The sequence below is a fragment of the Mesorhizobium sp. M0715 genome, from assembly GCF_040320355.1.
Classification (GTDB): domain Bacteria; phylum Pseudomonadota; class Alphaproteobacteria; order Rhizobiales; family Rhizobiaceae; genus Mesorhizobium.
Genome location: NZ_JAMYPL010000025.1, coordinates 1 through 16,318, shown reverse-complemented (window position 1 = coordinate 16,318; position 16,318 = coordinate 1). Strand labels below are relative to the sequence as shown.

At 62.2% G+C, this 16,318-nt stretch carries 13 protein-coding genes; 5 read left to right on the top strand and 8 right to left on the bottom strand.

Annotated features, from left to right (window positions below; all coding sequences use genetic code 11):
* Positions 1-211 precede the first annotated feature (211 nt).
* Positions 212-2,170: an acetoacetate--CoA ligase gene (locus NKI21_RS25350; protein ID WP_352440787.1), complete on the bottom strand. Its 1,959-nt coding sequence runs from the start codon at positions 2,168-2,170 to the stop codon at positions 212-214.
* Positions 2,171-2,441: 271 nt separating this feature from the next.
* Here NKI21_RS25350 and NKI21_RS25345 point away from each other — a divergent pair, with 271 nt between their 5' ends.
* Positions 2,442-4,295: an AsmA family protein gene (locus NKI21_RS25345; RefSeq protein ID WP_352440788.1), complete on the top strand. Its 1,854-nt coding sequence runs from the start codon at positions 2,442-2,444 to the stop codon at positions 4,293-4,295.
* A gap of 23 nt (positions 4,296-4,318) precedes the next feature.
* Here NKI21_RS25345 and NKI21_RS25340 read toward each other — a convergent pair whose 3' ends face one another.
* From NKI21_RS25340 to NKI21_RS25315, 6 genes are all read right to left on the bottom strand, one after another.
* Entirely contained in the window at positions 4,319-5,137 is an 819-nt protein-coding gene (locus NKI21_RS25340) for an ABC transporter permease (RefSeq protein ID WP_013530251.1), read from the bottom strand.
* Between the two features lie 4 nt (positions 5,138-5,141).
* Complete coding sequence (locus tag NKI21_RS25335) at positions 5,142-6,116, bottom strand: ABC transporter permease subunit (protein ID WP_023809176.1); 975 nt, start codon at positions 6,114-6,116, stop codon at positions 5,142-5,144.
* Between the two features lie 8 nt (positions 6,117-6,124).
* Positions 6,125-7,264 (bottom strand): ABC transporter ATP-binding protein, encoded by a 1,140-nt coding sequence (locus tag NKI21_RS25330; RefSeq protein ID WP_013530249.1) that lies wholly within the window; start codon positions 7,262-7,264, stop codon positions 6,125-6,127.
* 84 nt (positions 7,265-7,348) lie between these two features.
* Positions 7,349-8,446, bottom strand: a complete 1,098-nt coding sequence (locus NKI21_RS25325; protein WP_352867947.1) for a polyamine ABC transporter substrate-binding protein — start codon at positions 8,444-8,446, stop codon at positions 7,349-7,351.
* 334 nt (positions 8,447-8,780) lie between these two features.
* Complete coding sequence (locus NKI21_RS25320; RefSeq protein WP_352867944.1) at positions 8,781-9,731, bottom strand: DMT family transporter; 951 nt, start codon at positions 9,729-9,731, stop codon at positions 8,781-8,783.
* Positions 9,732-9,880: 149 nt separating this feature from the next.
* Positions 9,881-11,323: a helix-turn-helix domain-containing protein gene (locus NKI21_RS25315; RefSeq protein ID WP_023809179.1), complete on the bottom strand. Its 1,443-nt coding sequence runs from the start codon at positions 11,321-11,323 to the stop codon at positions 9,881-9,883.
* A 227-nt stretch (positions 11,324-11,550) separates the two neighbouring features.
* Between NKI21_RS25315 and aceA the strand changes: the two genes are divergently transcribed.
* The 3 genes from aceA (at position 11,551) to NKI21_RS25300 (ending at position 13,825) form a co-directional block, all read left to right on the top strand.
* Positions 11,551-12,840: an isocitrate lyase gene (aceA, locus tag NKI21_RS25310; protein ID WP_023809180.1), complete on the top strand. Its 1,290-nt coding sequence runs from the start codon at positions 11,551-11,553 to the stop codon at positions 12,838-12,840.
* Positions 12,841-12,899: 59 nt separating this feature from the next.
* Positions 12,900-13,142, top strand: a complete 243-nt coding sequence (locus NKI21_RS25305) for an SMc00767 family acetate metabolism repressor (RefSeq protein WP_006202762.1) — start codon at positions 12,900-12,902, stop codon at positions 13,140-13,142.
* A gap of 230 nt (positions 13,143-13,372) precedes the next feature.
* Positions 13,373-13,825 carry a response regulator gene (locus NKI21_RS25300; protein WP_502896771.1) on the top strand — a complete coding sequence of 151 codons (453 nt, stop codon included), beginning with the start codon at positions 13,373-13,375 and terminating at the stop codon, positions 13,823-13,825.
* A 67-nt stretch (positions 13,826-13,892) separates the two neighbouring features.
* Here the strand turns inward: NKI21_RS25300 and NKI21_RS25295 are convergent, their stop codons facing one another.
* On the bottom strand, positions 13,893-14,606 hold the full coding sequence (locus NKI21_RS25295; protein ID WP_352867941.1) for an HAD family hydrolase: 714 nt from the start codon (positions 14,604-14,606) through the stop codon (positions 13,893-13,895).
* A 163-nt stretch (positions 14,607-14,769) separates the two neighbouring features.
* Between NKI21_RS25295 and NKI21_RS25290 the strand changes: the two genes are divergently transcribed.
* Entirely contained in the window at positions 14,770-16,206 is a 1,437-nt protein-coding gene (locus NKI21_RS25290) for a glutamine synthetase family protein (protein WP_023809183.1), read from the top strand.
* Positions 16,207-16,318: the final 112 nt, after the last annotated feature.

The window sequence follows — 16,318 nt, the reverse complement described above, 5'->3', positions numbered from 1 at the left end:
TAAGAGATGGGATTGCTGTCACAACGGGGGCTTGAGCGAATTCGGATCCTCGGGGCTGAGGAACGGGATTTCTCCCTCAAGTTACCTGCGACTATCGACGCCGGACCTTAACAACTCCTTACCGGGGCGCCGGAAAATTTACGAATGTGTACCACTCATGAAATCTAGGTAAATTCTAGCGAGATATTTCGTTAACCATGCCGGCTGCCAATTACTCGGCCAGCTGAGGCAGGTTCTTGAACAGCTCGAGCGCCTCTGGATTGGCGAGTGCCTCCTTGTTCTTGATGGCGCGGCCATGCACGACATCGCGCACCGCGAGTTCGGTGATCTTACCCGACTTGGTGCGGGGAATATCCGACACGGCAACGATCCTGGCCGGGACATGGCGGGGACTGGCGCCACTGCGGATCTTAGCGCGGATGCGTTTTTCCAGATCCTCGTCGAGCTGCACGCCGGCGGCTAGCCGCACGAACAGGATGACGCGCACGTCGTTGTCGAAGTCCTGTCCGATGCACAATGCTTCCAGGATCTCAGGCATCTGCTCGACCTGATTGTAGATCTCCGCCGTGCCGATCCTCACCCCGCCCGGGTTGAGCGTGGCGTCGGAGCGGCCATGGATGATGAGGCCGCCATGCTCGGTCCATTCGGCGAAATCGCCATGACACCAGACATTGTCGAAGCGCTCAAAATAGGCCGCCCGGTACCTCTTGCCATCGGGGTCGTTCCAGAAGCCGATCGGCATAGCCGGAAAGGCTTTTGCGCAGACCAGCTCACCCTTTTCCTGCCGGACCGGCCTGCCGTCGTCGTCCCAGACATCGACTGCCAGGCCGAGGCCGGGTCCCTGGATCTCGCCGGTCCAGACCGGCTGCGTCGGCACGCCGAGCACGAAGCAGGAGACGATGTCGGTGCCGCCGGAGACCGAGGCCAGGTGCACGTCCTTCTTGATGCCGTCATAGACGAAGCGAAAATCTTCCGGCGACAGCGGCGAGCCGGTGGAGGAGATTGCCCGCACCGTGGCCAGATCATGCGTGCGGATCGGCTTGAGACCAGCCTTGCGCACAGAATCGATGAATTTGGCCGAGGTGCCGAAAAAGGTCATCTTCTCGGCATCGGCGAAATCGAACAGCACATTGCCGTCGGGATAGAAGGGCGAACCGTCATAGAGCAGCAGCGTGGCACCCGAAGCGAGCCCCGACACCAGCCAGTTCCACATCATCCAGCCGCAGGTGGTGAAGTAGAAGAAGCGGTCGCCATCGGTGAGACCGGCATGCAGCCGGTGTTCCTTGACATGCTGGATCAGCGTGCCGCCGGCCGAATGGACGATGCATTTGGGAATGCCGGTCGTTCCCGACGAAAACAGGATGTAGAGCGGATGCGAAAACGGCAGCGGCTCGAAAGTGACAGGCTTGCCGGCGAAGGGCGACAGCGCCTCTTCCAGCGCTACCGCCTTGTCGATGGTCCCGGCGACATCGCTCGATGTGCCGAGATAGTTGACGACCAGGATCTTGCGGACAGTGCCGAGCTTGGCCGCGACCGCGGCGATCTTGTCGGCGACTTCGATCGCCTTGCCATTGTACCAATAACCATCCGGCGCGATGAAGACGACGGGCTCGATCTGGCCGAACCTGTCGAACACGCCCTGCTCGCCGAAATCGGGAGAGCAGGACGACCAGACGGCACCGATCGAGGCGGCGGCCAGCATGGCGGCGACGGTCTCCGGCATGTTGGGCATCATGGCGGCAATGCGGTCGCCCTTCTTCACCTTGAGCGACAGGAAAAGCTGCTGCAGCCGCGAGGTCAGCGCGTGCAACTCGTTCCAGGACAGCCGGCGCTCGACCTTGTCTTCGCCGCGAAACACGATTGCGTCGCCTGAGCCGGTCTTCTTCAGCAGATTCTCGGCGAAATTCAGTGTCGCATCGGGAAAGAAAGAAGCGCCGGGCATCTTGTCGCCGTCGACGAGCAGGTTATCGCCCTTGTCGCCGACGATGCCGCAGAAATCCCAGATCAGGCTCCAGAACCCTTCACGGTCCTCGACCGACCAGGCGTGAAGCTGCGAATACGAGGAAAACGCTACGCCGGCTTTCACTCCGGCGGCCTTGGTGAAGGCGGTCAAGGGTGCTGCGTCAATCTGGTCTTGCGTCGGGGTCCAGAGCGGTTGTCCGGCAGCCATAATCGTTCCTCCACGGTCGCCATCGCTTATGCATATCGCAGCGCAGCAGAGCAAGATTTTGTTCGGCTGATGCGACCAGATGTGCGCAAATGCCATCGCCGGGCCATAAAGACTTGAAATGCCTCAGCCCTAAGTCGTAGTGACAACTTGAAGTCGTGGTGGCGGCCGGAAGTGTGGTCACGACTGCAGTCGTAGTGACGACTGGGGGTCGTGGTGACGACTGGGTTACACCCGTCGGGCGATTTGTCGGAATGGAAGCATACGGGGCCATATGCCATCATCTATGATCCGGCGCGGAATATGGGCGATCGGCGCTGCCGTGATCGTCATCGCGCTGGTCGTTGCCGCCCTGCCGCTGATCGCCTCCACCCGTATCGTGCGCGACCGCATCGCCTGGGAAATGAGCGCGTGGAGCGGCTTCCGGGTCGCCATCGACGGTTCGCCGCGCATCGAGGTCTGGCCGACATTCCGGGCAATCCTGACCGATGTGACGCTTTCACAATGGACCGACACCGAGGCGCCGCCTGTGGTCGAGGCAGAACGGGTCGAGGTCGACCTTTCCGCCATGGCGGCGCTGCGCGGCGACGTGGTGTTTTCGACGGCGCGGCTGGTGCGGCCGACGATCCGGGTCCAGCGCACACCTGCCGGCCTTTTCCTGCCCGCTGTCCCCACCGGCGGGCGCATCACGCGTTCCATCGACACGGCGCGCGGCGTGGTCAATGCCGACCCCGCCAAGCCGGACCTCGACAAGCTGCCTACCGACACCTTCGGCACGGTCGAGTTTCGCGACGGCCGTATGGTCGCCTCCATCGGCGGCAAGGACGTCGAGATCCTGAGCAGTTTGAACGGTCAGGCGAATTGGGCGGCGATGAACAGCAATGCGACGCTGTCGGCAACAGGGATCTGGCGGGGCGAAAGCGTCGCGCTGGACGTCGCCTCGGCCAGACCGCTTGTGCTGTTTGCCGGCGGCACGGCGCCGCTGACGCTGTCCTTCAAGGCGGCACCCGCCACCTTCTCGTTCGACGGCACGGCCAGCATGTCTGAAAATACCTATTTCGACGGTCAGGCGAAGTTCTCGGCACCCTCGCTGCGGCGTGTCCTGGAATGGTCGCAGGCCGGCATCGCTCCGGGTGCGGCGATCGGCTCGGTCAGCATTTCGAGCAAGATCACCGCGACCGGCGGGCGCGTCAAGTTCGACAACACGGCGATTGCGCTCGACAACAATCCGGGGATGGGTGCACTGGACCTCTCGCTTGGTGAAGCACAACCGGTAATCTCCGGCACGCTCGCCTTCGACACGCTCGACCTCAGATCGTTTCTGTCAGCCTTCACCCCGCTGGTGCCGACCGGAGGGGCGGGGCCCGGCGAAATCGACACAAGTTTCGCCGACAAGATCAATCTCGATCTCAGGCTGTCGGCGGCGCACGCCACGGCGGGGCCGATCCAGCTCGCCGACGTCGCCGCCACCGCCCAGGTCAAGGATGGTCTGTCCGTCTTCGACATCTCCGATGCCTCGGCCTTCGGCGGCAACATCCAGACCAGCCTTCGCTTCGATCGCAAGCCGGAAGGCTCGCAGGTCGAAATCCGCCTTCTGGCGTCCGACATCGACGGCGGTGCTTTCGGTACGGCGGCAGGGATGACGCGGCTGGTGCCGGTCGGCACGGGCACCGTCTCGGTGATCCTCAAGGGGCCGGGCAGAACCTGGGATTCCATCTTCGACAATGCCGACGGCTCGGTCTCGGCGACCTTCGGGCCGGGTGCGTTGAGCAAGCTCAACCTGCCGGCCTTCCTCAAACATACCGAACAGGGCGGCTTCTTCGCGCTCGACGATGTCTCTGACGGAACATTGCCGATCGACGGCGCCGAGATCAAGGCCACCATTTCGAAGGGCGTGGCGCGGATCGACAAGGCCGAGGCCAATTCAGCGAAGTACAAGATCTGGCTGTCCGGCATCGCGTCCTACGCCGGGCGCGGACTGGCCTTGTCCGGCGGCGTCATTCAGCCTGAGCAGGCGGCAACGCAGGCCAACGGCCAGCAAGGTCCCAACCAGTCGTCGTTCTTCGTCGGCGGGACATGGAGCACGCCGTTCATTTCCCCGATCAGCCGCGGCGTTTCGGGGGAATAGGCCGCCACCGCGCCTCCTATCTTTCACCCGCGCTGCGCGGCCTGCTCGTCGAGCTGGCGCTGCACCTCACGCCGTTTGTTGGCAAGCGAGGCGATGATGACGCCAATCGCCACGACGGCGATCAGAATGGTACAGGCGGCGTTGATTTCTGGCGTCACGCCGAGGCGAACCTGGCTGTAAATCTTCATCGGCAGCGTCGTCGCGCCCGGCCCGGAGGTGAAGCTGGCGATGACCAGATCGTCGAGCGAAAGGGTGAAAGCCAGCATCCAGCCGGAGACGATCGCCGGCATGATAACCGGCAATGTGATCTGGAAGAAGGTCTTCACCGGCGTTGCGCCAAGATCCATCGCGGCTTCTTCCAGCGAGCGGTCGAAGGTCATGAGGCGCGACTGCACGACCACGGCGACGAAGCACATGGTCAGCGTGATGTGGGCGAGCGTCACGGTGAGGAAGCCGCGGTCGAGCCCGACGGCGACAAAGAGCAGCAGCAGCGACAGGCCGGTGATGACTTCCGGCATGACCAGCGGCGCAAAGACCATGCCGGAGAATAGCACCCTGCCCTTGAAGCGCGTGTAGCGGGTCAAGGTGAGTGCCGCCAGGGTGCCCAGCACCGTCGCAACCGTGGCCGAGATCAGGCCAACACGCGCCGTCACCCAGGTCGCGTCCATGAGGCCTTGGTTGTGGAACAGCGAGACGTACCATTTGGTCGAGAAACCGCCCCAGACCGTGACCAGTTTCGATTCGTTGAACGAGAAGACGATGAGCAGCACGATCGGCAGATAGAGAAAGGCAAATCCAAGCACGATCGAGGTGATGTTGAAGCGGCTCCAGGTGGCGTTCATGAGGTCACCTGTCCATTTCCTGAGCGCGCGCCTGGGCCCGCTGGAAGAGCATGATCGGCACGATCAGCAGCAACAGCAGGATGACGGCGACGGCCGACGATACCGGCCAGTCGCGATTGGCGAAGAACTCGTTCCACAACGTCTTGCCGATCATCAGCGTCTGCGATCCGCCGAGCAGATCGGGAATGACGAACTCGCCGACGGCCGGAATGAACACCAGCAGACAGCCCGCGATGACGCCGGGCAGCGATAGCGGGAAGGTGATCTTCCAGAACGCGCTGGTCGGCGGACAGCCGAGATCCTTGGCTGCCTCGATCAGCGAATAGTCCATCTTCTCAAGCGCGGAATAGAGCGGCAGCACCATGAACGGCAGGTAGGAATAGACGATGCCGATGAAGATCGCCGTATAGGTGTTGAGGATGATCAGCGGCTGGTGGATGACGCCGGTGGCGAGCAGCAGCTGATTGAGCAGCCCTTCGGGCTTGAGAATGCCGATCCAGGCGTAGACGCGGATCAGGAACGAGGTCCAGAACGGCAGGATCACCAGCATCAGCAAGGTTGGGCGGATCGTCGCCGGCGCGCGCGCCATGCCGTAGGCGATGGGATAGCCGACGAGCAGTGTCAGGACCGTCGAGACCGCGGCGATGATGACGCTGGTCACATAGGCGTTGAAGTAGAGCGCGTCCTGCGTCAGCCAGGCGTAGTTGTCGAGGCTGAGTTGTTTCAGCTGGGCGAGGAACCCGGAAACTCCGCCGCTGAAATCGAGCGCCGGCGTATAGGGCGGAATGGCGATCGCCGTCTGCGACAGCGAGATCTTGAAGACGATGACGAACGGAATGAGGAAGAAGAACAGCAGCCAAACATAAGGGATGATGATGACCAGTCGGCCAACGAAGGCAGCACCCAGCCTGGCGAGGATGGATTTGCCGGCATTGGTCGTCGGAGAGGCTGATGCGGTGGTGACGGCGGCGCTCGACATGGTCGCCCCTACCGCGTCAGCACGACGCCGGCGTCGGGCCGGAAGGAAACCCAGGCGCGGTCGTTCCAGCTCAACGGATCCTCGGTGATGCGGGCCGCGTTCATGGTGCTGGCGCGCACCACCTGGCCGTCGTCCAGCCTGACATGATAGACGGTCATGTCGCCGAGATAGGCGATGTCGTAGACCTCGCCCTCGATGGCGTTGACCGCCTCGGCCGGCTTTTTCGACGACACCTTGATCTTTTCGGGCCTGATGGCGAAGGTGACGGCCGTCCCGGCGCCGGCCGTCCCGGCATTGTCGGTGCGGATGGTGATGCCGTTGCCGGCGTCGATACTGGCGCTGCCGGCCTCGCCACGCGCGATCTTGCCCTCGAACATGTTCACATTGCCGACGAAGCCGGCGACGAAGCGCGACCCCGGCGCCTCGTAGACTTCGGCCGGCGTTGCCACCTGCATCACCTCGCCCTTGTCGATGATGGCGATGCGATCGGCCATGGTCATCGCCTCTTCCTGGTCGTGGGTGACGACGACGAAGGTCAGGCCGAGGTTCTGCTGGAGGTCCATCAGTTCGAACTGCGTCTCTTCGCGCAGCTTCTTGTCGAGAGCGCCAAGCGGCTCGTCGAGCAGCAGCACTTTCGGCCGTTTGGCGACCGAGCGGGCGAGCGCGACGCGCTGGCGCTGGCCGCCGGATAGTTGGTGCGGCTTGCGCTTGGCGAACTGCTCGAGTTTGACCAGCTTCAGCATCTCGGCAACGCGCGATGCGATTTCGGGCTTCGGCATGCCGTCCTGCTTGAGGCCGAAGGCGATGTTGTTCTCGACCGTCATGTGCGGGAACAGCGCATAGGACTGGAACATCATGTTGACCGGCCGCCGGTAGGGCGGGATGCCGCGCAAATCCTGGCCATCGAGCAGGATGCGGCCGGCTGTCGGCTCCTCGAAGCCGGCGAGCATCCTGAGCAGCGTCGACTTTCCACAACCGGAAGCACCGAGCAGCGCGAAGAACTCGCGCTCGAAGATGGTCAGAGACAGATTGTTGACGGCGGTGAAGTCACCGAACTTCTTGGTGACGTTGTCGAACTGGATGTACGGCTTGGCGTTCGGGTCGTTCCACGGTGCAAAATCCCTGCGGATGCTGCCAAGCGATTTCATGTCCCACTCCGTCCTGATTTTCTTGCTTCTTACCCCAGGTAGAAACGGTCCCGGCAGGTGGCTGCCGGGACCGTGTCGGATTGCTTACTGGCCAGTGACGATCTTGGTCCAGGTGCGCGTGATGACGCGCTGGGTCTTGGGATCGTATGGCGAGACGGTGTAGAGCTTCTTTATGGTCTCGGCATCGGGATAAACCGAAGGATCCTCCAACAATGCCTTGTCGACGAATTGCTGCGAGGCCTTGTTGCCGTTTGCGTAGAGCACGTAGTTCGACGACTTGGCGATAACTTCCGGCTTCATCATGTAGTTGATGAACTCGAGCGCCTCCGCGACATGCGGCGCATCGGCAGGGATCGCCATCTGGTCGAACCACATCTGGGCGCCCTCCTTCGGCACGGAATAGCCGATTTCGACGCCCTGCTTGGCCTCGACCGCACGGTTGCGGGCCTGGAACACGTCACCCGACCAGCCGACCGCCAGGCAGATATCGCCGTTGGCGAGCGCGTTGATGTATTCGGAGGAATGGAACTTCCTGATATAAGGCCGGACCTTGAGCAAGGTCTCCTCGGCCTTGGCGATATCGTCTGGCGATGTGCTGTTCGGGTCGAGGCCGAGATATTTCAGTGCGGCCGGAATGATGTCGGCCGGCGAGTCCAGCACGTAGACACCGCAGTCCTTCAATTTGGCCAGGCTATCGGGATTGAAGAAGACGTCCCAGCTGTCGATCTTGTCGGTGCCGAGTGCCGCCTGCACCTTCTTGATGTTGTAGCCGATGCCAACCGTGCCCCACATGTAGTTGACCGAGTATTCGTTGCCGGGGTCGTACTTGGCGGTGCGCTCGGTTACCGTATCCCACATGTTGGAAATGTTGGGCAGTTTCGACTTGTCGAGCTTCTGGAACACACCGGCCTGGATCTGGCGCGCGAGGAAATTGCCGCTGGGCACGACGACGTCGTAGCCGCTGCCGCCGGCAAGCAGCTTGGTTTCCAGGATTTCGTTGGAATCGAAGGTGTCATAGACGACCTTGATGCCGGTTTCCTTGGTGAAATCGTCGATGATCGAACTGTCGATGTAGTCCGACCAGTTGAAGACGTTGACGACACGATCCGCGGCGTGACCGCCGACGGTGAAAAGTGTCAGGAATGCCGAGGTAGCCGAAAGCCAGAGCGCTTTGCGGATCATGCTATTCTCCTTTGATGAGTGTTCCTTCACCGGCTCGTCGCGATATCAGCGCGATCGGCATTTTCTTCAGACTATTGAGCTTTCCAAGGGGCGACAAGCGCGAACTGCCGAGACCATGCAGGCGGTTCGATGAGATGGCTCGATGCCCCTGAGGCGGGCTGGGAGGCATACCGTCATAGGCTTTCGCCGTGGCGCGGGCAGAGATACGACGATATGGTCCGGTCTCGATCGGACCGGCTGGGAGACTTGGCAAGATACGCCTGTCTTGTTGTTGCCGTATTCCCAGCCTGCCCGTGCTGCAGCGACGTTGTCAATGGCAAAGCTGCAGGCCGCTTCAATTAGGCGACGGCACCCCGGTGACCCCGGCGCGTTCGGGCCGTGCCTGGCGCTTGAATTCGAGCCCGATATGGACGAGCAGCGCCGTGACAACCACCGCACCGCCAATGATGGTGCGCCCCGACGGCACCTCGGAATGGATGAGCCAGACCCATATCGGACCGAGGATCGGTTCGAACGTGCCGAGCAGCGCCGCGATGGCCGCCGGTATCAGCCGCGCTCCGGTGGCGAAGAAGGCGAGGCCGAGGCCGAGATTGACCACGCCGAAGGCAAACAGAAAGCCCATGTCGCTGACCGACACGGCGAAGGTCGATGCCTGCGAGACGGCAAAGCCGGCCGCGAGCATGGTGCCGAGGCACGTCGCTGGCGTCATGCGCACGCCGGAAAACCGCCGGGTGATGACGGTGGCGACCGAGAACATGACCGCGATCAACAGCGCCAGCCCATCGCCTATGGGCGAGACGGCGCCATCAAGCGATTCCGACACCATGATGGCGACGCCGGCAATGACGGCGGCAATCGCCACCCAGGTCGCGGCACCAACCCTTTCGCGGAACAATGCCCAGGCAAACAGCGCCGCCAGAAGCGGCACGCCGGCCTGCATCAACAGGATGTTGGCGACGGTGGTGTAGGCCAGCGCCACGACGAAGGCGGTCGATGCGGTGGCAAAGCAGATCCCGACGGCAAGGCCGGGCAGACCCATGTCGCGGAACAGCTTCAGCGTGCCACGCCAGCCGTCGCGCCAGACCATGAAGCAGACCAGGAAGGCGGCTGCCCAGACGGAGCGCCAGAAAATGACCGTCCAGCTGTCACCGACAGTGATGAAGCGGGCGATGGTGCCGCCGAAACTCCACATCAGCGCCGACAGGAAGACCAAAAGCATGCCGACGCGTTCCTCGCGCGGCGAGACGGCTGGCGATGCGACGATCGGCGATGCGGTATCGATCATGAGCGCGACTGTCGGGCTTTTGTGGACGGGACGATGCGCAAGGGACGACAAAAAGATGCTCTGTTCGCGTAACGCAAAGGCGCAGGCCGGAACTGAGCCAGCGGCCGGCGACAATTGTGGCACCTTGCTCCTATTTCAGAGGAACACGGCTACTGGAAATCGAAGGCACTCAGGCCCGTCACCATCTCGTCAAGGCCGAGCGGGCGCGTCACCGGCGGCTCGGCGCGCGCCAGGCAGCCGACGCGTTCGCAAAGCCGGCAGGCAGGCCCGACCGGCGTCGCCGCGATACTGCCGGCCTTTGCGGTGATTGCCGCACCGGGTAATGCCGCGCCATAGACGATGTCGTCACGAAAGCCGATGTCGCAGCCAAGCAGCAATGCGGTGCGGCGCGGGCGTTCCGAGAACGCGCCTTGCGGCCCTTCCAGTGTGCGGGCGATGCACAGGAACTCGGCGCCGTCGGGCATTTCCACCGTCTCGACAAATATCTGGCCGGGTTGGGTGAAGGCAACATGCACGGGCAGCTTGGGACAGCCGCCGCCAAAGCGGCTTTGTGGAAACCCCTGGCTGCCGGCCTTGCGGAAGCGGTTGCCTGCATTGTCGACCTCCAGCATGAAGAACGGCACGCCGGAGACACCCTGCCGCTGCAGCATGGTCAGCCGGTTGGCTGCCTGTTCGAAGGAGACCCCGAAGCGCGAACGCAGGACATCGATGTCGTAGCGGGCGCGCACGGCAGCCGCATGAAAGGCCTGATAGGGCATCATCAGCGCATGCGCCGCATAACGGCCAAGTTCGAAGCGGGCCAGGCGGCGCGCCTCGTCGGTGCTCAGCTTGAGCGCCTGGATCTCGCCGGCGACCGCGACCGTCATGCGGATCAGGCAGGCCTCCATAGCGACTTCGCGCAACTGGTCGAACGGCGACAGCCGTTCGGACAGGAACAGGCGCTGCGAATGACGATCATAACGGCGGCGCCAGTTCGGCATGGTCGCGACCGGCAGCACCTTGACCACGATGCCATATTCGCGCTTCAGCCAGGCCTTCAGCGCGCCGAACAGATCGTCGCCGGGATCGAGCACCGAGGTGAACGCCGCGGCCTCCTCCTCGAGGGCAGCAAAATGGTTCGGCCGGCGCTCGAAAATCTCGTGCACCTCGTCGATCGGCAGGCGGGCGCCGGAAAGCGCCGTCGCCCGACCTTCGCGCGCCAAAAGCTCGTTGAGATCGGACAGGCGCTCGGCCTGCTCGCGATAGGCGCGGAACAGTTTTATCACCGCCGCGGACGCATTGGGCGCCGCCTCGGCAAGCTCGATCAGTTCCTGATCACCCGGCAACTCGCCGACCAGCAGAGGGTCGGTGAACACTTCCTTCAAGGCAGCGACAGATCCCCTCGCCTCGCCCTGCAGCTCGTGTGGATCGACCTTGTAGACGGAGGCCAGCCTGAGGATCAGCTGCACCGTCAGCGGCCGCTGGTTGCGCTCGATCAGATTGAGATAGGATGGCGAAATGCCAAGACCCTCGGCCATCGCCGTCTGGGTCAGGCCCTTGGCGTTGCGGATGCGGCGGATGCGCGGCCCGGCGAAGATCTTCTGGTCAGCCACGGACTGTCCTTTACAGCATTTACACGAATTTTCTGGGCTTTGGCCTTTTACAACAATGACAAATTTACAATGCACCTCTGTCAAACACAACACAGGTTTTCTCTTATATTCTGCCGGCTTTGTGGATTTATGTGGCTGATTTCGCGCAGAAATGTAAATCCAGTCATACCCAACGACCCCAAATTCTTGACGCCTTGACACAGATCAGCAATCCCTCGGAGTGACCAATGACTGATTTTTACAACCTCGTCCCATCGGCCCCGGAAGGTCGCTTCGACGGTATCGAACGGCCCTACTCCGCGGCGGATGTGAAGCGCCTGCGCGGTTCGGTGCAGATCCGCCAGAGCCTCGCCGAAATGGGCGCCAACCGGCTGTGGAAGCTGATCCACGAGGAGGACTTCGTCAACGCGCTCGGCGCCATGTCCGGCAATCAGGCGATGCAGCAGGTGCGCGCCGGGCTGAAGGCGATCTACCTGTCGGGCTGGCAGGTTGCCGCCGACGCCAACACGGCTGGTGCGATGTATCCGGACCAATCGCTCTACCCGGCCAATGCGGCGCCCGAACTGGTCAAGCGCATAAACCGCACGCTGCAGCGCGCCGACCAGATCGAGACCTCCGAAGGCAACGGGCTTTCGGTCGAGACCTGGTTCGCGCCGATCGTTGCCGACGCGGAAGCCGGCTTCGGCGGACCGCTCAACGCCTTCGAAATCATGAAGGCCTTCATCGAGGCGGGCGCCGCCGGCGTCCACTATGAGGATCAGCTTGCGTCGGAAAAGAAATGCGGCCATCTCGGCGGCAAGGTGCTGATCCCGACCGCGGCGCACATCCGCAACCTCAATGCCGCGCGCCTGGCGGCGGACGTGATGGGCACGCCGACCCTGGTCGTCGCGCGCACCGATGCGGAAGCCGCCAAGCTGCTCACCTCCGACATCGACGAACGCGACCAGCCTTTCGTCGACTACGACGCCGGGCGCACGGTGGAAGGTTTCTACCATGTCAGGAACGGCATCGAGCCCTGCATCGCCCGCGCCATCGCCTATGCGCCTTACGCGGATCTGATCTGGTGCGAGACCTCGAAACCCGACCTGGCACAGGCCAGGAGATTCGCTGAGGGCGTGCGCAAGCATCATCCCGACAAGCTGCTCGCCTACAATTGCTCGCCCTCGTTCAACTGGAAGAAGAACCTCGACGACGCGACGATCGCCAGATTCCAGAAGGAGCTCGGCGCCATGGGCTACAAGTTCCAGTTCATCACGCTCGCCGGCTTCCACCAGCTCAACTATGGCATGTTCGAGCTGGCGCGCGGCTACAAGGCACGGCAGATGGCGGCCTATTCCGAGTTGCAGGAAGCGGAGTTCGCGGCCGAGGCCAATGGCTACACCGCGACCAAGCACCAGCGCGAGGTCGGCACCGGCTATTTCGACGCCGTGTCTATGGCGATCACCGGCGGCAAGTCGTCGACCACCGCCATGCATGAATCGACCGAGCACGCGCAGTTCAAACCAGCCGCGGAATAGCGGACCGCAGAAATACAGAGGGAACGCCCAACAGGGCTTGGAACACAAGGAGAAGACCAATGGCATCGATAAGCCGCGTCAAGGAACGCGCCGAGGAACAGTCGACGACGATGAGCGTCGACCAGCAGGCGACGATCCGCATGCTGGCCAACGACCTGCACCGCCTCAACCAGTCGGTGATGAAGGCGGTCGAGGCGGGCGTCTCGGTCGAGCTCGTGCGCTCGGCACGACATCACGGCGGCGACGGCAACTGGGGCGATCTGCTGATCCCGGTCATCGTCACGCAGCAGAGCCACGGCTGACCGAATCCATGCAACCGACCCTTCACCTGCGCAGCCTCTGCGCAGGTGAATTTTCTTTTCATCAAGCTCACGTGTGGACAGTTGAGTACAGTAGCGTTGCTTGAAATTCACTGCTCCCGGCGATGATTTAGGGTACTTTTATTTCAACTTGACATAGGCTCCGATCTCACGCCAATTGCGCTCCGGATTCAACTCTGCATTGAAATAGGGGCGAGCTTCTTGGCCGACTTGTGTGCCCGGTGAACCGCCAAGGCGAGACTCCAAGACATCCGAATCTGGCGACCCGTGACTCGAGCGCCGAGGCGATCCGTGATCCGTCGCAGGTGCTTGTCGTCGGGAAATCGCCAATCAATCGCGTGGTGATTTCAAAGATCGTCGAGCGATCCGGGCTCAAGCCGATTTCGGAATCTCCCGACACGGCGGCAAGGATCTTGCGGTCCCTCATTCCCGGTGTGGTTGTCCTTGACGGCGGCGCCGACAACAAGGACTGCGAGAACCTGATGTCCAGCATCGCCGCGTTGCGCCGCGCCTCGGGCAAATCGCTGCCACCGGTAATCCTGCTGTCAACCAAGAATGGCGCGACGGAAAGTCTGGGCCTGTCTGGTATCATCGACGTGGTGGTCGCCAAGCCGATCACGCCCGAACGGTTGCAACCGGTGATCGATCGCCTCATCGGCCGCTAAGCTAATTGCGGGAAAGTGTGTAACGGTTTTCCGTCCGGAATTGAGCAAATTAGGTAAGGCCCGGCAATCACGGATCGATGATGCTTTCGATCAATCCGGGCAGTTGTCCGAGATCGGATATCTGACGGAACTTCGATTCGGTTACCGGCGCTTCGACATGCTCCAGCACCCAGGTCAGTTCGTGCGGCACATGGACACCCCAGCCGCCGGCCTCGATGGCCGGCACCACATCCGACTTCAGCGAGTTGCCGACCATCATGCTTTTCGCGGCACCATCGCCGTGGCGGCTGAAGATCCTCCTATAGGTGGCGGCATTCTTGTCGCTGACGATCTCGACCGCGTCGAACAGATCGCCAAGGCCAGAGCCAGCCAGCTTGCGCTCCTGATCGAAGAGGTCGCCCTTGGTGATCAGCACAAGCCGGAATGCGCCGGCAAGCTTTTCGACCGTCTCGCGGGCGTGCGGCAAGGCCTCGATCGGATGACTCAGCATTTCGCGGCCGGCATCGAGAATCTCTGCTATGACCGAGGCCGGTACGCGGCCTTGCGTGACCTCGATCGCCGTCTCGATCATCGACAGGGTAAATCCCTTGATGCCGAAGCCATAGACGGCGAGGTTGCGCCTTTCGGCCTCCAGCAATCGTGCCGAGATATGCTCGGCTTCGCCATGGTCGACGAGCATGGCGGCAAAGCGCTTTTCCGTCAGCCGGAAGAACTGCTCGTTCTGCCACAGCGTGTCGTCGGCATCGAATCCGATCGTCGTCAGTTTGCCGTTGGGCCGCATTCAATTTCTCGATTAAGATTTGGGCCTCGATTGGAATTGCGACGGCCGAAACTAGGCCGATTGGCGTGATTTTCAACCGCACCGGCCAATGCCCGACGCGGCTCCCCTTCCCTTCCACAGGGGGGCACGGCTATACTCCACAATCCGCAACCCAATCTGGTGAATGATGCCGCCTGCAAAAAAGGAAGTCCGTCCGTCGAGCCGCGGAGGACGTGTCCGTACGCCTGCCTTCGTGAAAAACCAACGGGGCGTCAAGAACTGGAAGGAAGTCAGCGCCTGGCTGGAGTGGCGCGGCATCGAGGATATCGAGTGCATCACGCCTGATCAGGCCGGCGTCGCGCGTGGCAAGATGATGCCGTCGAAGAAATTCACCTCCAACACCTCGCTGGCACTGCCTTCGGCAGTTTTCATGACGACGATCTCCGGCGGCTACCCCGAGGATGGCAACGGCTTCCATTATCCGGAAGACGACGGCGACCTTAAACTGATGCCCGACCTGTCGACGCTGACGGTGGTGCCCTGGGAAGAAGACCCGACGGCCGCGGTCATCTGCGATCTCGTCCACCAGGACGGACGCTCGGTCGAGTTCACGCCGCGCAACGTGTTGAAGCGTGTGGTGGCTGCCTATGACAAGCTCGGCCTGAAGCCGGTGGTGGCGCCCGAGATCGAGTTCTACCTGGTGCGCAAGAATCCCGATCCGGACTATCCGCTGACGCCGCCGGTCGGCCGTTCTGGACGCGCAATCGGCGGCGGCGCCGGCTATTCGATCGCCGGCGTCAACGAATTCGACGAACTGATCGACGACATCTACCATTTCTCCGAAAGCCAGGGCCTGGAGATCGATACGCTGATCCACGAGGAAGGTGCCGGGCAGCTGGAGATCAATCTGCGCCATGGCGACCCGATCGAGCTGGCCGATCAGGTGTTCATGTTCAAGCGCACCATTCGCGAGGCGGCGCTGAAGCACGAGATCTACGCCACCTTCATGGCCAAGCCGATCCAGGGGCAACCCGGCTCCGCCATGCATATCCATCAGTCGATCATCGACAAGAAGACTGGACAGAACATCTTTTCGGCCGCTGACGGCTCGGAAACCGACGATTTTTTCCACTTTATCGGCGGCATGCAGAAGCATGTGCCGAACGCGCTGGTGATGTTCGCGCCCTACGTCAATTCCTACCGCCGGCTGACACAGGCGGCGTCGGCGCCGGTCAACAACAAATGGGGCTATGACAACCGCACCACGGCATTTCGCGTGCCACGTTCGGATCCGGCGGCTCGGCGCGTCGAAAACCGCATCCCGTCCTCCGATGCCAACCCCTATCTAGCGCTTGCGGCATCGCTTGCCTGTGGGCTGATCGGCATCACCAACAAGATCAAGGCCGAGCCTCCCGTGCTGACCACCGCCAATGCCGACGAGATCGACCTGCCGCGCGGCCTGCTCGAAGCCGTCGACCTGTTCGAGGGCGACGAGGAACTCTGCGCGCATCTGGGCAAGTCCTTCGCCGCCACCTATGCGGCGATCAAACGGGCGGAGTTCGAGACCTTCATGGAAGTGATCAGCCCGTGGGAGCGGGAGTATCTGCTGCTGAATGTTTAGGGGAGTAGGGGAGTAGGGGAGTAGGGGAGTAGGGGCGTAGGGGAGTAGGGGCGTTGGGGAGTAGGGGATTAGGGGAGTAGGGGATAAGGGGAGTTGGAAGTGACGCCATAAA